This is a genomic window from Nonomuraea sp. IBHARD001, from assembly GCF_056106265.1.
The window spans coordinates 3,062,541-3,078,825 of sequence record NZ_JBWBBW010000002.1 but is presented as its reverse complement, the minus strand read 5'-3'; the positions used below and the strand labels follow the sequence as shown (position 1 = coordinate 3,078,825).

Here is a 16,285-nt window from a genome sequence, read left to right as displayed (position 1 = left end):
ATAGGCGAATCGGCGTCGAGCCTGCTCAGGCCCGCCTACCGTGCGGCGAGCTCGAAGGCGCCCCGGCTCAGCGCCAGCACCTCGGCATAGGTCTTCGCCTCGTCGAACAGGGAGTCGGGGTCGGCCGCCATGGCGGTGACGAAGAACAGGCGGCCGTCGGCGGTGCGGGCGGAGTAGCCGACGTCCAGCAGGCCGGGCTCCGAGCCGCCCTTGAACCAGGCGACCGGCCACTTCTTGCGGTCGAGCGCGAGACCGCCGTCGTCGGCCGACATCGCCGTGTGCACGCCCTTGGTGCCCTTCTTGACCAGCTTGGCCAGCTCCCCGTGCGCCCGGCAGATGTCGCTCGGCGAGCCGAACCACTCGACGGTGTCCAGGTCGCGGGGCTTGGTCCAGCCCGCGACCTTCGACAGCGGCAGCTTGGCGATCGTCCTGGCGAGGTAGGCCCGCTTGCCCGCCTCCCCGAGCGAGAGGTAGCGCTTGACGTGCGTCGGGTAGTCGACGCCCTTGAGCAGGAACATCTCCTTGGTGGTGAGCAGCGGCACATTGCCCTTGAGCGTGCCGTCCCAGGCGCGGATCTGCCGCTCGACCCGGGTACGGCCGACCTTGTCGATCAGCAGGTCGGTGGCGGTGTTGTCGCTGATGGAGATCATCAGCGTGGCCGCCTCCTGCACGGTGACCCTGCTGTTGTCGGGGCGTTCGGCGAGCTCGCCGCCCAGGCTCTTCAGGTCGGGCCTGATCTTGATCTTGGTGTTCCAGCCGAAGTCGCCGTCGGCGATGCGCTCGGCGACCGCGCCCAGCACGTACAGCTTGAACATCGAGCCCAGCGGCCTGGCCCGGTCGCCGCCGAAGGCGTGCACGGTCCGGCACGCGCCGCCCTTGGTGATCTCGGCGGCCAGGAAGGCGGCCTGCGGCGCGACGGCGGCCATGCGCTTGTCGATCTCGGCCCAGCTCGCGGGCACCGGCTGCGGGCGGTCGGGCGCTCCGGCCAGCAGGCCGTTGATCACACCGGCCGCGTCGACGCCGATCGTGACCTTGTAGGTCGCGGCGGCGGTCGAGACCTCGGCGACGATCATCTGCGCCTGCGAGCCGACCACCTTGTCGAGTTTCGCGCCCGCCATGTCCTTCAGCACGCCGTTGATCTGGGCGGCCGGGACCTGGGCCAGGAACTCGGCGACGAAGTGCTGCTTGAGCTCGGCCTCCGGCAGCGGCGCCCGGTTCACGGCGTCGAGCAGCCAGCGCAGCTGCTCACCTGCCTTGGTCGCGGGGATCTCCACCGCGGAGGCGGACGGCGCGGGAGTGGCGGCCGGAGCGCTGGAGGCGCTCGCGCTCGTGGCCGCCTGCGTCGGGGCGGCCTGCCCCGCACAGGCGGTCAGCGTGACGGTCACGGCCGCCGCCGCGACCGCCAGGGCCCGGGTCGCTCTCGGCGCAGAGTACATGGGGTGACTCCTTACGTTCCGGTGAGATCTGCGGTGTTCGGTGCTTCCCCTGTAGCCAACCGAACCCGGCCGCCACGGCCCACCAGGCGAGCCACCCTGTTGCCACCTGCGGAAATCCGCCGCGAGTATGCGGATAACCTCATAGACGGCCGCTGACTTCCTCATGACGATGGTGATCTATGGGTTCGAGGCTGGTCGCCGGGTCGCTGGCGTTGCTTGGCGCGGGGAGCTTGACGGTCGGCTCGCTGCTGGAGTCCGGCCTGCCCGGACCGCCGTCGCAGTGGCTGTTCGTCGCGGTCGCGATGCTGATGCCCGTGCTCGGCTACCTGCTGACCAGCAGACGGCCCGACTCCAGGTACGGCTGGCTGCTGCTGGCGACCGCGGTCTGCCTGGGGCTGGGCGTGCTCGGCTTCGGCCTGCAGCTGCGGGTCGAAGGGGCGGTCGCGGTCAGCGTCCTCCTGGGAAGCTTCGGCGCGATTTACTACGATATTTCGTGGACTTTCATCCCACTGCTCTTCCCTGACGGGCAGCTGCCGTCGCGGCGCTGGCGGCCCGTCGCCTGGCTGGCCGCCGTCGTGACCGCCGCGCACGCCCTGGGCACCGTGCTCGTCCCCTTCACGGTCACGGGTACGGCCAATCCGTTCGGCGTCACGGATCCGGCCGCGCAGCCGGTCGTCCTGGCGCTGATGGCGGGGCAGGCCGTGGCCGGGCTGCTCGGCTTCGTCGTGCTCGGCAACCTGATCGTGCGCTGGCGGCGCAGCCCCAAGGGCGAGCGCGCGCAGTACGCCTGGATGGTGGCGGGCACGACCGCCAACCTCGTCGGCTTCGTCTCGCTGTCGTACTTCAACTTCGGCGGCGGCCACTTCCTCTACGGCCTGGCCGGGCTGCTGGCCGTGATCGGCTCGCTGCCCGTCGCCATCTTCGTGGTGGTCATCAGGCACCAGCTGGTCAATGTCAAGATCGGGATACGCAGCTCGCGGCTGCTGTTCGTCTTCGACCTGCGGCCCACCGTCGGCGAGGTGCTCTCGACGCTCGCACCCGCCCTTGAGGAGACGCCCGAGCCCGTCGAGCAGCTCGGCAGGCTGGCCTCGGCCATCCGCTCGGGGCTCGACCTGCGCTGGGCCGCGATCAGGCTGGGCGACGGGACCCGGGTCGTCGCCGGGCGCGAGGACGGCGGCGCCGAGCTCGTGCTGGACGTGCGCGGCGGGCTCGGCCGCATCGAGTGCGGGCCCGGCAGGCACGGCCGCCTGACCGGCGACGACCGGCGCCTGCTGGAGTCGCTCGCCGTACCGGCCGGGCTGGCCATTCAGAGCGCCGGGCTGGCCACGCGCCTGGTCAACGCGCAGGAGGCGGAGCGGCGGCGCATCGAGCGCAACATCCACGACGGCGTGCAGCAGCAACTGGTCGCGCTGATCGCCGGGCTCGAACTGGCGCGCGCCTCGGGCGGCGGCGGGCCCGACACGCTCACCCACCTGCGCGAACAGGCCAAGCAGACCCTCACCGACCTGCGCGAGCTGGCCGCGGGCATCCACCCCTCGGTGCTCAGCCAGGGCGGCCTGGTCGAGGCCGTCGAGGAGCGCTGCGCCGGGCTGCCGGTGCCGACCAGGGTGAGCGCGAGCGAGGGCCTGCGCGCCGTACGCTTCTCCGACCAGGTCGAAGGCGCCATGTACTTCACCGTCAGCGAGGCGATCGCCAACGCGCTCAAGCACGCGGGCGCGAACCGGATCGACGTACGGCTCGGCCGGGCCGAAGGGCGGCTGCGCGTGGCGATCAGCGACGACGGCAAGGGATTCGACCTGACCGCCGTCCAGCGAAGGGGCCTGGCCACCCTGGCCGACCGCCTGCACGCGCTGAGCGGCGGCCTGACACTGCACAGCGCTCCCGGCCAGGGGGCAAGGATGGAGGCCTGGGTGCCCGTCGATGGCTGAACCACTGCGCACGGTCGTCGCCGACGACCACTACCTGGTCCGCGAGGGCACCAGGCAGTTGCTGGAGATGTCGGGCGAGGTGGTGGTCGTCGGCTCGGTCGGCGACGGCGACGAACTGCTCGACGCCGTCCGCAGGCTGACCCCCGACGTCGTGCTGACCGACATCCGCATGCCGGGCGGCGCGTGGCGGCCCGGTTTCGAGGGCATCGACGCCGCCCATCGCATCCACGCCCTGCATCCGGGCGTCGGCATCGTCGTGCTGTCGCAGTACGCCGACGCGTTGTTCGCCCTTGAGCTGTTCAAGCACGGCACCGAGGGGTTCGCCTACCTGCTCAAGGACCGGGTGGGCGACCTGGAGGAGCTGCTGGGCGCGATCAGGGCGGTGGCCTCGGGCGGCTCGGTCATCGACCCGAAGGTGGTGGAGGGCCTGCTGGCCCGCAGGGACGTGCGCGGCGACCGGGAGGCGCTGACCCCGCGCGAGCGCGACGTGCTGCGCGAGATGGCGCACGGCCGTTCCAACACCGGCATCGCCAGGGCGTTGCACCTGTCGGTGTCGTCGGTGGAGAAGAACGTCAACGCCATCTTCACCAAGCTCGGCCTGGAGAACAGCGGCGACGTGCACCGCAGGGTGGCCGCCGTCCTCGCCTACCTGGGGCCGCTCTAGTCGTCCTCCCGCCCGGCCAGGCCCACGGGGAAGACGTCGAAGTGCACGACCACGTGGGCCCGCTCGTCGCCGGGTGCGGGCGGCTCCCGGCGTGCGTCCGACAGATCGCGGTAGATCTTGAGCACCTCCTGCACGCGGTGGCCTAGCTCCAGCGTCTCCTGCACGGTCAGGCGCAGGGAGCGCCTGCTCAGGCCGCTGGCCGCCACCCACCGGGCGGGCGTCGACGGCTCCTCGCGCTGCCAGCGCGCGAGCTCCTCGCCGCGCTGGCGGATCAGGTCGGAGATCAGGAACTCCAGCGCCTGCGCCGTCTCGGGATCGGTCGCGTCGGCGGCACCGTAGGAGAAGCCGCCCGGTGTGATGCGCCAGTACTTCTCCTTGCCCTTGCCCATGCCGGGCACGACCTCGATCATCTCGTGCCGTTCCAGCTCGCGCAGGTGGTAGCTGGTGGAGCCGGTGTTCTCCGACACCAGGGCGGCCAGCTTGGTCGCGGTCGAGGGGCCGTGCTCGTCGAGCAGGTCGTAGAGCCGCAGCCTGAGCGGGTGCGCGAACGACCTCAGCGCCTTGGCGTCGAGCTGGCGGGCCGAGTAGCGCCCGGCCCCCTCTGGGTTCGGCTTGCGTTCCACAGCGTGCAGCCCTATCTTTGCAAAGGAATCTGTGCATAACTTTCTATGCACGTAGAGTACCAGCCCACCCCTCGATCCTCAGGAGGAATCGGTGCGCGGCTTCCACCATCTGTGGGCCTCGACCGGCCTGGCCAACCTCGCCGACGGCGTGCTGAAGGTCGGGGCGCCGCTGCTGGCCGTCGGGATGACCCGCTCCCCCGTGCTCGTCTCGCTGGTCGCCGCCGCCTCCACGTTGCCGTGGCTGCTGCTGGCCCTGCACGCGGGTGCGATCGCCGATCGGCACGACAGGCGGCGCATCATGGTGCTGGCCAACGGCGTGCGCGCGCTCGCGCTCGGGGTGAGCGCGCTCCTGTCCGCCGCCGGGCTGCTGGAGCTGTGGGTGCTGCTGGCCGCGCTGCTGCTGGCGGGGGTCGCCGAGGTGTTCGCCGACACCTCCGCGCAGTCGGTGCTGCCGATGACCGTGCCCAGGGACAGGCTCGCCTCGGCCAACGGGCGCATCGTCGGCGCGCAGACCGTGGGCAACGACTTCGTCGGCGCGCCGCTGGCCGGGCTGCTGGCCGCGGGCGCGGCGCAGGCGGTGTTCGGGCTCTCGGCGCTGATGTACCTGGCCGCCGGGCTGCTCCTGCTCGGCATGCGCGGCTCCTACGCACCCGCGAACGCCCCCACCGGCACCCTCACCCAGGGCATCGCCGAAGGCCTGCGCTACCTGCGCGGCCACGCCTTCCTGCGCACGCTCGCCCTCTCCGCCGGTCTGCTGAACCTGGCCAACGCCGGTTACTGGTCGCTGTTCGTCCTGTGGACCGTCGGGCCCGGCTCGCGGATCGGCCTCACACCCGCCGTGTACGGCCTGCTGATGACGGCCATGGCCGTGGGAGCGCTGGCCGCCTCCCTGGCCTCGGGCCCGTTGATCAGGCTGGCCGGGTACGGACGCGCCCTGTTCGGTCTGTGGACGCTCAGCACCCTCCTGCTGCTCGTCCCGGTGCTCGCGCCCTCGCCCGTGCCCCTGTACGTCTCGGCCGTCGGCATGGGGGCCGCCGGGGCGCTGTCGAACGTCGTGGTGATCTCGATGCGCCAGCGCCTGATCCCGGAGGAACTGCTCGGCCGGGTCAACTCCGCCTACCGGCTGATCGGCATGGGCGGCATGCCGCTGGGCGCCGCCGCGGCGGGCCTGCTGGCGGGGGTCGCCGGGCTGGCGGCCGTGTTCTGGACGGCCATCGGCCTGTGTGTGCTGGCCCTGGCGCTGGTGGCGCCACATCTGCTGCGGACGCGCGAGAGCGAGGAGGTCCTCGTCTCCGCCGGGTGAGTACGGGGTACTCAGGCGTCTGTCCGGGTTCCGGGGAAATGTTGGCTGTTGCCGTACTCCCCGACCGGCTCAGGAGCACACCATGCCGGAAGATGTGAACCTCAACCCACACCACGGCCTCGCCGGCAGGCACCCGACGGCCGCCTCGCTCGACGCCCTGTCGGGCAACGACGACCCCGGCAAGTTCGGCCGGATGTTCCCCGACGCCCCGGCGCACGCCGCCGACGAGGACACCCTCGCCGCCCTGGCCCAGGCGATCGTCGACAGGGCCCCTAGCGAGCACGGCAATGAGGACGTGCCCGCCGGATACACCTACTTCGGCCAGTTCGTCGATCACGACATCACCTTCGACACCAGCGGATTCGACACCCAGCTCACCGACCCGAGGGCGATCGCCAACTTCCGCACCCCCGCCCTCGACCTCGACTCCCTCTACGGCAGCGGCCCCTCGGCCGGCCCGCACCTGTACGAGCCGCTGCCCGGCGGCCGGGCGTCGATCGCCCTGCGACTGGGCACGACCCAGGGCGGCCTGCCCAACGACCTGCCGAGGGAGAAGCGCGGCATCGCACTCGTCGGCGATCCGCGCAACGACGAGAACCTACTGGTCGCCCAGACGCATCTGGCGTTCATGAAGTTCCACAACGCCGTGCTGGAGCGCGAGACCGGCCATCTGGACAGCGAGGCCGAGCGTTTCCTGCTGGCCCGCAGGATCGTCACCTGGCACTACCAGTGGATCGTGCTGCACGACTTCGTCGAACGGCTGACCGAGCCCGGCCTCCTGGCCACGATCGAGCAGCAGGGCCGTATGTTCTACCGCTTCCGGGACCGGCCGTACATGCCGGTCGAGTTCTCGATGGCGGCGTTCCGGATGGGGCACTCGATGGTGCGCGGCACCTACGACTACAACGAGGAGTTCTCCGGCGAGGATGCGGCGAGCCTGGGGCAGCTCTTCGAGTTCACCCAGATGTCGGGCGAGATCGGCAAGGCTCACCACGCGCTGCCGGACAGCTGGATCATCGACTGGCGGCGCTTCTACACCTTCACCGGGTTCACCGCCGACCCGCTGCCCGCCGTGAACGCCTCGCTGCCGCTGGACGCCACCATGGCCGACGCACTCCGCACCCTGCCGAACGGCATGGAAGCGCCGTTCAACAGCCTGGCCTTCCTCAATCTGCGGCGGGGCAACCGCAGCGGCCTGCCTTCGGGCCAGGAGCTGGCCACCAGGATGCGGCTGCCCGACCCGCTCAGCGCGGCCGAGATCGCGACGGGCGACGACGGTCAGGTCGCCGCCGATCATCACCTCGACACCTCCACACCGCTCTGGTACTACGTGCTGAAGGAGGCCGAGGTCCGGGGCAAGGGCCTGCGGATGGGGCCGCTGGGCTCACGGCTGATCGCCGAGGTCTTCGTCGGCCTGCTCCAGGGCGACGGCGAGTCCTATCTCAACAAGGGCGGCCCCGGCTGGCGCCCTCACCTGCCCTCGTCCGTGCCCGGTCACTTCACCATGCCGGACCTCCTGCAGTACGTGGGTGACATCAGCCCGCGCGACAGGATCACCACACTGCGCTGACCCCGCCCCACCCCGCGCGGACCGGCCCCGGCCGGCCCGCGCTCGCTTTTGTCACGGCCCTTACCAGAACCCGCACGCGACAGCACGGCAATGGGTCATGTGTGTTGTTCTCCACACCGCGTACCCCCCCACCAGACCTCGGACGGGACAGAACGACACCAGGTGACGGATGTTGTTTGTGGGGGTTTGAAGTGGTGGGTGGCGGTGTGATCGTTTGTGGGAGAGTAGAAGCGGTGTGAACAGGGCTGAGACGGGAATCAAGTTTGCCCGCTCTGACCTGCGCGGCAGGGGTGGCAGTGCTATCGGGATGGGTCGAGAGCCCATATCGTTTGTGATCAGATGACATGATTACCCCTAGCGACGAGGGGATGACATGCGGGAGATCGGCGGGCGTTATCGGCTGGCGGAGGAGGCCGGTCGTGGCGGGATGGGAGTGGTCTGGAGGGCCTTCGACCATCTTCTCCATCGGGAGGTGGCGCTCAAGGAATTGACCTTGGCCGGGGAGGCCGAGGCGGTTCGGCGACGGGTTCTGCGGGAGGCCCGGATGGCCGCACGGCTCAGTCATCCGAGCATTGTCACGGTGCACGACCTCATCGAGGAGCGAGGTCGGCTGTGGATCGTGATGGAGTACCTTGACGGGCTTTCGCTGCACGAACTGCTGTCACAGGTGGGCACGCTGCCTGTCGACTCGGTGGCGGCGATCGGCCGCCACCTGCTCGCGGCCCTGCGCAACGCACACCGCTGCGGCGTGCTGCACAGGGACGTCAAACCGGCGAACGTGATGCTGACCGGCGACCGCATCGTGCTGAGCGACTTCGGCATCGCGACCGCCGAAGGCGACCTGGCGACCACCAGGTCGGGCGCGTTGCGCGGCACGCCCGCGTTCATGGCGCCCGAGCGACTGCACGGCGGCGTGGCGACACAGGAGGGCGACATGTGGTCGTTCGGCGCGACGCTCTACAGCGCGGTCGAGGGCAGGCCGCCCTATCCGGGCAAGGACGCGGCCACGGTGCTCGCGCTCGCCGTACGCGGCAGGTATCCGCCGCCGCGGCGGGCCGGGACGCTGCGGCCGATCATCGAGGGGCTGCTGCACCACGATCCCGTGCTGCGGATGTCGGCGCAGCAGGCGGCGGCGTTCCTGGCGAACTTCAGGGCCGCGAGCTACCAGGCCGCCATCTGAGTGACACGACGACGCCCCGGGCCCGTGCGGCCCGGGGCGTCGTCGTGTCAGGCAGGGGTCAGGGCCCTGGTGGAGGCGTCGAGGATGTCGCCGAGCGCGGTGCGCGCCCGGGTGAGGTCGGCGATGCGGGAGTCCACAGCGGTCACGCCACGTGGCCGACCTCTCACCATCGCATCGGGGGCGGCGGGCACCAAGGGGTTGGCCGCATCCGGCCAACTCCCCCGCGCCGCCCCGGCCACTGCCGTCAGATGAAAAGATCAAAGAAGGAAGCGAGGCTGCCGAAGGGTTTGGGCGCATGACCGATCCAGAGCACGCGATCCCGGGAGTCGATCCCACCGTTCCCAGTGTGGCGCGGATGTACGACTACTACCTGGGCGGCAAGGACAACTTCGCCTCCGACCGGACGGCAGCCGAGAAGATCCTGGCCATCGCCCCCGAGGTCCGCGAGGCCGCACGCGACAACAGGGCCTTCATCGGCAAGGCCGTGCGCCTGATGGCCGAGCAGGGCGTCGCGCAGTTCCTCGACATCGGCGCGGGCCTGCCGACCAAGAACAACGTGCACCAGGTGGCCCAGCGCGTCCTGCCGGGCGCCAAGGTCGTTTATGTGGACAACGACCCCATCGTCCTCGCTCATGCACAGGCGCTGCTGGCCGACAATGCCGACACCCGCGCCATCGCGGGCGACGTCCAGGACCCGGCCGCGATCCTGGCCCACCCGGACGTCGCGGGCCATCTGGACTTCACCCGGCCGACGGCGCTGCTCATGTCGGCCCTGCTGCACTTCGTGCCCGACGACGGGCAGGTGCGCGAGATCGTGACGGCGTTGCGCAAACCGCTGGCGCCGGGCAGCCACCTGCTGATCTCGCACTTCTACACGCCCGACGCCGAGGACCTGCGGGTCAAGGCCGGGCACGAGGTCTACAAGGCGACGCGGGCCGGATCGCTGACCGCCAGGTCGCTGCCGGAGATCGCCGGGTACTTCGACGGCGCGCACCTGCTCTCGCCCGGCATCGTGCCGGTCAAGGCCTGGCGGCCCGAGTCGGACATCGACCGGGCCGAAGGCGTCGACCTGAGCGGCCCCGCGCTCGTCGGGGCCGTCGGCCGCCTGTCCTGAACGCGCCGTCCGTCAGACGCGGGCCCACAGGAAGGTGTACCTCGGCGGCTCCCAGCCGGGGTAGGCGGTGTGCGCGGCCACACACCGGTAGGTCAGGCCGTTGTAGGTGACCAGGTCGCCCACCCGGTAGGCCGTGCCGACCCGCCACGGGGCCGCGCCCGGCGTGGTCGAGGTGGGGCTGGCTGTCGGTGTCGCCGTCGGGCTCGGGCTCGGCGAGGGCGTCCCGGTGAAGTTGAGCACGAAGTCGAACGTCGCCTCCCTGCCGGTGCCGACCGTTCGCACGTTCATCAGCAGCCGGGAGTCGAAGATGGTGTCGGTGCTGTTGCGCGGCTCACCCGGGAAGTAGAGCTGCGTGGTCAGGATCGCACGGCCCGGCGCCTGCACCTTGACGTGGATGTGCCGGGTACGCCCCGGGTAGAGGCCGGGCACGATCGCGGTCAGCTTGAAGCCGCCCTGGGCGTTGGTGAACTGGTGGCCGCGGAAGTTGAACCCGGTGTTGTCGTAGTTCCCGGCATTGTCGGCCTGCCAGAAGTCCAGCAGCGCGTTGGCGACCGGCTGGCACGACCGGTTGAACACGAACCCGCTGACGACCAGCCTGGTCCCCGAGCCCGGCAGCGTGTCGCGCAGCGGGGAGTTGGGCTTGAAGTAGGGCCCCTCCGTCTGCGCGATGGTCGCCGGGTCCCCGCTGCCGCAGTACGGCGTGGGGTCGAGCAACTGCCCCGAGTCCTTGGCCTCCCTCGCCAGGGCGGGCGCCCCGCCCATCAGCAGCGGGATCGGCGCGCCGATCAGGGCGGCCTTGAGCACGGCCTTACGACTGATGCCCCGGTCTTCGCCCTCGTCGCCGGGTCGGTTGTCTGCGTTCACAGTGGACCTTCCTCGCTCTTTCGGTGGGGGATGTCGGACCTGTCCGGCCAGGCGATGCGGGGGCCGGGCCGGACAGGCCGAGCTGACTCAAAGTTGACACAGGTCCGACATCGTTTGTACCCAACAGACCCTCATAGCTCCGTCCGATACTGCCGACGCACGACGCTGACCTGCGAAGATGCCACGAAGATCGTCCATGCCGAGCCCCGGTGAGCGCCGGTCGGATCGCTCGCCGGTATGGACGAGATCGGCGATGTCGGTGGCGTCCGGCGCACGGCATGCCGATACCGTCGTAGGCCTTGCGACAGGAGTCAGCACGTGGAACGTCACACTCGACGGCCGCGTACCCCACCTCTCAGGACAGAACGGCTAACCGCAATGCCAGTTAGTTAAGGGTCTTCGGTGGTCGTCAACATGGCTTCGGTGAGGATGTCGATGTTGATGGTCGTGCGGTGATTGGTGCGGTCTATCTGGCCTTTCGCGCGATGTTTGGAGATCGCTCGTTTCACGACGCGGGGACTGGATCGGCTCCGGCGCTTGGGGAGCAGGCTGGCCAGGACAGCCCGTCCGATCCGGCCTGGCAGGCCGGCGGGCTCGGTGATGATCCCGGCGGCTGCGGTGATCTGGTCGCGGGCGGCGTACAAAGCGACGGTGAAGCTGGCCCGGTCGTCCAGGACGGCCGGGTCGGGACCGGTGGCGCCGGCCATCGCGGTCCGCAGCACCTGATAGCCGACCAGCAGGGCGTACATCTCCTGTTCGACGCCCTGAGGAGTACGGGACCGCAAAACCCTGCCGCCCAGGAGGGCCGATTTCAGCTCCCGGTATGCCGTCTCGATCTCCCACCGCCGGTGATACAGATCCACGACGTCGGGCGCCGGGTAACGCCGATGGTCGAGCAGGGTGGTGATCAGCCGGTAACGACCGCTCCGGCAGCCGCCACCCGAGAGGCCAAGAGTGATCTGCGCATCGATCACCCGGACCGTGACCCCGCCCAGTACCGAGATCCACGACCCGTCCGGCAGGGCCGCCAGCCGGGGCAGCGGCCGGCTGTTCTTGCAGCGGATCAGCAGGCCGCCGCCGGTCGCGGCGATCTGGGTGATGAGGTCCTTGACCGCGAAGTTCCGGTCGGCCAGCAGCAGCATTCCCGGCCGCAGGCAGCCGAACAGGTCCGGCGCATAGGTGCTCTCACCGGTTTTGAACTGCCCGAACCTCGCCCCCAGCACAGTGCGGGTACCGCAGGCGACCACCGCCAGCAACCGGACCAGCGGAAACCCCGATCCGCCATGAGATCCGCTCTGACGCCCGTAACAGGCCAGGTTCTGCGGGCTGTCCGGCACGCTCATCGTCGTCCCGTCGATCGCGCACACCAGCAGCCCCCTCCACCGCGCCGCCCCCGCAGGTGGCCCCGCCAGCAATTCGAACAACGCCTTCAACGGCGCCACCCCCACCCGCCTGCGGGCCTGGGCCAGCGCCGACGATGACGGCACCGGCCCGCCCTCCTCCAGCCCCGCCACCAACCGCGACCAGACCTGCCGATACCCCAGCTCGGCGAACAACCCCGCCGCCACCAGCAGGTACACCACCACACGCGAGGGCAACTCCCGCACCCGCCGCTCGGTCGCACCGGTCTCGGCCAGCACCTCATCGACCATCTCGAACGGCACGATCTGTGTCAGCTCGCCCAGATGACCGGGCGCGAACACCCCCATACCCACCCGAACCGTGTGCGTCACCGAACAGATAGCGGAGGCCAGGGCAGACCTGGCAGACTGACGAGCCAACGGAGATCCAGTCTGTGCGGGCGGTGGTAGAAGATCACCCGATCTACTGGATCTCCGTTCTCATGTCCGGACTTCAGCCGAAACCCTCACCACCAGCAGCCAGACCTTAACTAACCGGCATTGCGGCTAACCGTCGCGGCGCAGGGTGAACCAGAACGTCGGCACCGTGTTCGTGCCCGGTGTGACGTCGAGCAGTTCCCAGCCGGAGAACCTGGCCCGGAGCTCGTCGGCCGTGACGCCCGCCGCCCACGAGGCGACCTCGGGGACCGGGCCGCCGAGCGGCTCGGGGCCGTACCCGAACATCAGCAACCGCGCCCCAGGAGCGGCACGGCGGGTGAGCCCGGCGGCGTAGGCGTCGCGGCGGTGCAGCGGGATCCCGCAGTAGCAGCTCAGGTCGAAGAACAGGTCGTAGGGGCCCGGCACGTCGAGCTCGTCGAGGCGGGTGGCGTCCCCGTGCAGCAGCCGTGCCTCCACCCCCGCCTCGGCGGCCTTGCGCCTGGCCTGGCCGACGGCGCGCTCCATCAGGTCGACGGCCGCCACCTGCCAGCCGTGCCGTGCCAGGTAGACGGCGTTGGTCCCCGTGCCGCAGCCGAGTTCGAGTACGCGCCCGGGTGGCAGCGCGCCGTGCCCCTCGACCAGGGCGACCAGCTCGGGTGGCGTCACGCCGGTGTCCCACGGCGGCCTGCCGGTGCGGTAGTAGCCGGCCAATGCCCGGCGGACGGACTCCTCCTCCGCCTCCTGCCACGTTGCGGCCTGGTCTCGGGTGGTGTCGGGCTGGTTCATCGTCTCCTCCAAGAGTCTAGAGTTGAACTCTAGTGATGAGCTCTAGAGATATACTCGCACGGTGGATGAAGTCAAGCGGCCGGACAAGCGGGCCGAGCGCTCGCGCCGGACCCGGGAAAAGATCGTCGAGGCGGCCCGCGACCTGTTCCTCGCACAGGGATACGGGGCGACGAACCTTCAGGAGGTCGCGGACCGGGCGGGTGTGGCCGTCCAGACGGTCTACTTCGTCTTCCGCAACAAGCGCACCCTGTTCAAGGACGTCGTCGACACGTCCATCGCCGGGGACGCCGAGCCGGTCGCCACCATGGAACGTGAGTGGTTCCGCGCCGCGTGCGCCGAGCCCACCGCGGCCGGGCAGCTGCTCGCGCACGTGCGCGGCACCCGCGAGATCCTGGGCCGCGTCGCCCCGATCATGCCGCTGATCGCGGCCGCCGCGGCCACCGACCCCGAGATCGCCGCACAGTGGCCTGACGGCCCCGACCCGCGCTACACCGTGCAGCTCGCAGCGGCCCGAGCCCTGACGGGCAAGCCCGACGCCCGTCCCGGCCTCTCCGCAGAGATGGCGGCGGACCTGCTGTTCGGCCTGCTCAGCCCGCAGCTCTACCTGATCTTCGTCCGCGACCGCGACTGGTCGCCGGACACCTGGGAGGACTGGGCCCGCACCGCCCTGACCTCCCAGCTCTGCGCCGCCCCCGGGTGACTCGCCCTCGACCGGAAAGAGGCGCGTGACGGCCGCCGGGCCTTGCCGCACAGTGGGAGGCATGGCGTTCGTCCCCCAGGACAGCCCCGGAGCCTCCGGGAACCGTGCGGTATCCGTCGGCGGTGACCAGCACGCCCCGATCGTGACGGGGGACGTGCATCTGTGGCTGCCGGTGTCGGGTCCGGCGCCACAGGCGCTCGCGGGCCTTCCGGCCGTCGGACCGGGATTCACCGGCAGGGCGGGGCCGGTCAGGGAGCTGCTCGGCTTCCTCGACCCCGGCGCAGGGGCGGGGGCGGGGGCAGTGGTGTCGGCCGTCTCGGGCATGGGCGGGATCGGCAAGAGCGAGCTGGCGTTGTACTGCGCGCACCGGGCGATGGGCGAGGGCTGGTTCCCCGGAGGGGTGTTCCACGTCAACCTCAACGGCTACGCCCCCGACGAGCGCGACCGGGTGAGCGCGGCGGGAGCGGCCGGACAGCTGCTGCGCGTGATGGGCGTACGCGAGCACGACCTTCCGGCCGACGACGACGGCGTGCTGGCGTCGTACCGGTCGCTGCAGGCCGAGCGCGCCCGGCTCGGGCTCGGCATGCTGGTGATCGCCGACAACGCCTCCGACACCACCCAGGTACGGCCCTTGCTGCCCGCACACGCCTGTCACCGGCTGCTCGTCACCTCACGCCATCTGCCCGACCTGCCCGCCAGACTGCTCGACCTGCCCGTGCTCGACGAGGAGGAGTCGGTCGAGCTCCTGGACACGGCGCTGAACATCCGCCGCCCCGACGACCGGGTGCGCTCGGCCCCGCACGACGCCGTCAGGCTGGCCGTGCTGTGCGGAGGGCTGCCGCTCGCCCTGCAGATCGTCGCCGCGCTGCTGGCCGTCGAGCCGGACCGCCCTCCGGCCGACCTGGCCGACGAGCTCGCCGACGCCGCCGGAGGCCGCCTCGACGTGCTGGCCGCGCCCGGGTCCGCGCTGCCGCCTGCCGTACGGGCGGCGTTCGAGCTGTCCTATGCGCGGCTTGGGCCCGGCCGGGCTCGGCTGTTCAGGCTGCTGGCGGCGGCGCCCGGCCCTTCTTCCTCGACCGGGGCGCTGGCCGTGCTGGACGGGCGTGAGCGCGCCGCCGTACGGCGGGACCTGCGTGATCTGGCCGCGGCGCATCTCCTTTCCGCCCTGCCGGGCGAGCGGTGGGGCATGCACGACCTGGTCAGGCTGCACGCCGCCGAGCACGGTGAGCGGCAGGCCACGGACGACGGCAGGCAGGAGGCGATCGAGCGACTGGTCGAGCACTACCTGCGTACGGCCGACGCCGCCGACGACCATCTGCGGGCTCTGCCCGGACAGGCGGCGCCACCGGCGTTCGAGGGAAGGGAGCAGGCGCTGGCCTGGTTCGACGCCGAACGCGCCTGCCTGGTCGCCGCCGTCGCCTCGGCCGGCGCCTTCGGCCTGCACCGCCAGGCCGTCCAGCTGTCGACCTGCCTCAACCGCTATCTGAGCCGGAGCAGGCATCTGGCCGACAGGCTCAGCGTCGACGTCCTCGCCGTCGACTCCGCCCACCTGCTCGGCGATCCGGACATCGAGGGCACGGCGCTGAACAACCTGGCCAACGTGCTCACCGAGCTCCGCCGTTTCGACGAGGCCGTCGAGGCGTACCGGCGTGACCTCCGCATCCGCGAGGAGCTCGGCGACCGCCACGGCGAGGGCGTCGCGCTCAACAACCTCGGCATCGCCCTTCAGCAGCTCAGGCGCTTCGACGAGGCCATCGCCGCCTGCCGGAAGGCCGCCGCGCTCTTCCGCGAGAGCGGTGACCGCGACGCGGAGGGCTCGGCGCTCAACAACCTCGGCCCGGCCCTGCGGCACTCCGGGCTGTTCGCCGAGGCCGTCGCCGTCCATCGTGCGAGCCTGGAGATCACCCGTGAGCTCGGCGACCGGCACGGCGAGGGCCAGTGCCTGGTCAACCTGGGCGACGCCCTGCTGCATGTGGAGGGACACGTCGAGGCCGTCGAGGTCTGCGAGCGGGCCGTCGCCATCCTGCGCGAGATGGGCGACCGGCATGGCGAAGGGCAGGCGCTGAGCAATCTCGGCAACGCCCTGCACCTGTCGCGACGTGGCCACGACGCCGTCGCCGCGCACCGGGAGTCGATCATCAGGTACCAAGAGGCGGACGACCCGCACGGCGAAGCCGGCGGGCTGTACGACATGGGCAACGCCCTGCTGTACCTGGAGGACCGGGACGCGGCCGTGGCCGCCTACCGGCGGGCCGAGGCGCTGTTCGAGGCGCTGCAGGACCAGCACCGCCTCGGCGTCGTGCGCGATGCCCTCCAGCAGGCCCGGCCGCCGTCGTGAC

The 16,285-nt window shown here is 71.0% G+C and carries 13 protein-coding genes; 8 read left to right on the top strand and 5 right to left on the bottom strand.

Annotated elements, in window-relative coordinates; genetic code table 11:
* Positions 1-35: 35 nt before the first annotated feature.
* Positions 36-1,436, bottom strand: coding sequence for a serine hydrolase (locus ACTWNK_RS16165; RefSeq protein WP_474304786.1), 1,401 nt, complete (start codon positions 1,434-1,436; stop codon positions 36-38).
* Positions 1,437-1,615: 179 nt separating this feature from the next.
* Here ACTWNK_RS16165 and ACTWNK_RS16160 point away from each other — a divergent pair, with 179 nt between their 5' ends.
* Together ACTWNK_RS16160 and ACTWNK_RS16155 are read left to right on the top strand one after the other, a co-directional pair.
* On the top strand, positions 1,616-3,364 hold the full coding sequence (locus ACTWNK_RS16160; protein WP_474304785.1) for a sensor histidine kinase: 1,749 nt from the start codon (positions 1,616-1,618) through the stop codon (positions 3,362-3,364).
* Positions 3,357-4,028, top strand: coding sequence for a response regulator transcription factor (locus ACTWNK_RS16155; protein WP_474304784.1), 672 nt, complete (start codon positions 3,357-3,359; stop codon positions 4,026-4,028). Before ACTWNK_RS16160 ends, ACTWNK_RS16155 begins: the two co-directional genes overlap by 8 nt.
* Here ACTWNK_RS16155 and ACTWNK_RS16150 read toward each other — a convergent pair.
* Complete coding sequence (locus tag ACTWNK_RS16150) at positions 4,025-4,651, bottom strand: helix-turn-helix domain-containing protein (RefSeq protein WP_474304783.1); 627 nt, start codon at positions 4,649-4,651, stop codon at positions 4,025-4,027. The genes ACTWNK_RS16155 and ACTWNK_RS16150 overlap by 4 nt on opposite strands.
* Before the next feature lie 91 nt (positions 4,652-4,742).
* On the opposite strand from ACTWNK_RS16150, the gene ACTWNK_RS16145 reads away from it, so the two are divergent.
* The 4 genes from ACTWNK_RS16145 (at position 4,743) to ACTWNK_RS16130 (ending at position 9,818) form a co-directional block, all read left to right on the top strand.
* Positions 4,743-5,954 carry an MFS transporter gene (locus ACTWNK_RS16145; protein WP_474304782.1) on the top strand — a complete coding sequence of 404 codons (1,212 nt, stop codon included), beginning with the start codon at positions 4,743-4,745 and terminating at the stop codon, positions 5,952-5,954.
* 82 nt (positions 5,955-6,036) lie between these two features.
* Complete coding sequence (locus ACTWNK_RS16140) at positions 6,037-7,524, top strand: peroxidase family protein (RefSeq protein ID WP_474304781.1); 1,488 nt, start codon at positions 6,037-6,039, stop codon at positions 7,522-7,524.
* Positions 7,525-7,897: 373 nt separating this feature from the next.
* Positions 7,898-8,704 (top strand): serine/threonine-protein kinase, encoded by an 807-nt coding sequence (locus ACTWNK_RS16135; protein ID WP_474304780.1) that lies wholly within the window; start codon positions 7,898-7,900, stop codon positions 8,702-8,704.
* Between the two features lie 295 nt (positions 8,705-8,999).
* The gene (locus tag ACTWNK_RS16130) at positions 9,000-9,818 is read left to right on the top strand and encodes an SAM-dependent methyltransferase (protein WP_474304779.1); all 819 of its coding nucleotides are present in this window, start codon (positions 9,000-9,002) and stop codon (positions 9,816-9,818) included.
* A gap of 12 nt (positions 9,819-9,830) precedes the next feature.
* On the opposite strand, the gene ACTWNK_RS16125 is transcribed toward ACTWNK_RS16130, so the two are convergent.
* The 3 genes from ACTWNK_RS16125 to ACTWNK_RS16115 all read right to left on the bottom strand — a co-directional run bounded on the left by ACTWNK_RS16125 (position 9,831) and on the right by ACTWNK_RS16115 (position 13,246).
* Positions 9,831-10,682, bottom strand: a complete 852-nt coding sequence (locus tag ACTWNK_RS16125) for a dioxygenase family protein (RefSeq protein ID WP_474304778.1) — start codon at positions 10,680-10,682, stop codon at positions 9,831-9,833.
* A gap of 389 nt (positions 10,683-11,071) precedes the next feature.
* Positions 11,072-12,415 carry an IS4 family transposase gene (locus tag ACTWNK_RS16120; RefSeq protein WP_474301915.1) on the bottom strand — a complete coding sequence of 448 codons (1,344 nt, stop codon included), beginning with the start codon at positions 12,413-12,415 and terminating at the stop codon, positions 11,072-11,074.
* Between the two features lie 174 nt (positions 12,416-12,589).
* Entirely contained in the window at positions 12,590-13,246 is a 657-nt protein-coding gene (locus ACTWNK_RS16115; protein WP_474304777.1) for a class I SAM-dependent methyltransferase, read from the bottom strand.
* Between the two features lie 61 nt (positions 13,247-13,307).
* On the opposite strand from ACTWNK_RS16115, the gene ACTWNK_RS16110 reads away from it, so the two are divergent.
* Both ACTWNK_RS16110 and ACTWNK_RS16105 read left to right on the top strand, forming a co-directional pair.
* Positions 13,308-13,946 (top strand): TetR/AcrR family transcriptional regulator, encoded by a 639-nt coding sequence (locus tag ACTWNK_RS16110; RefSeq protein ID WP_474304776.1) that lies wholly within the window; start codon positions 13,308-13,310, stop codon positions 13,944-13,946.
* A 61-nt stretch (positions 13,947-14,007) separates the two neighbouring features.
* Positions 14,008-16,284 (top strand): tetratricopeptide repeat protein, encoded by a 2,277-nt coding sequence (locus tag ACTWNK_RS16105; RefSeq protein ID WP_474304775.1) that lies wholly within the window; start codon positions 14,008-14,010, stop codon positions 16,282-16,284.
* The last annotated feature ends 1 nt before the right edge of the window (position 16,285 follow it).

Bases quoted from the DNA above. Each gene is read 5' to 3' on its own strand.
- ACTWNK_RS16165 (WP_474304786.1), bottom strand. From the start codon at position 1,436: ATGTACTCTGCGCCGAGAGCGACCCGGGCCCTGGCGGTCGCGGCGGCG.
- ACTWNK_RS16160 (WP_474304785.1), top strand. From the start codon at position 1,616: ATGGGTTCGAGGCTGGTCGCCGGGTCGCTGGCGTTGCTTGGCGCGGGG.
- ACTWNK_RS16155 (WP_474304784.1), top strand. From the start codon at position 3,357: ATGGCTGAACCACTGCGCACGGTCGTCGCCGACGACCACTACCTGGTC.
- ACTWNK_RS16140 (WP_474304781.1), top strand. From the start codon at position 6,037: ATGCCGGAAGATGTGAACCTCAACCCACACCACGGCCTCGCCGGCAGG.
- ACTWNK_RS16135 (WP_474304780.1), top strand. From the start codon at position 7,898: ATGCGGGAGATCGGCGGGCGTTATCGGCTGGCGGAGGAGGCCGGTCGT.
- ACTWNK_RS16130 (WP_474304779.1), top strand. From the start codon at position 9,000: ATGACCGATCCAGAGCACGCGATCCCGGGAGTCGATCCCACCGTTCCC.
- ACTWNK_RS16115 (WP_474304777.1), bottom strand. From the start codon at position 13,246: ATGAACCAGCCCGACACCACCCGAGACCAGGCCGCAACGTGGCAGGAG.
- ACTWNK_RS16105 (WP_474304775.1), top strand. From the start codon at position 14,008: ATGGCGTTCGTCCCCCAGGACAGCCCCGGAGCCTCCGGGAACCGTGCG.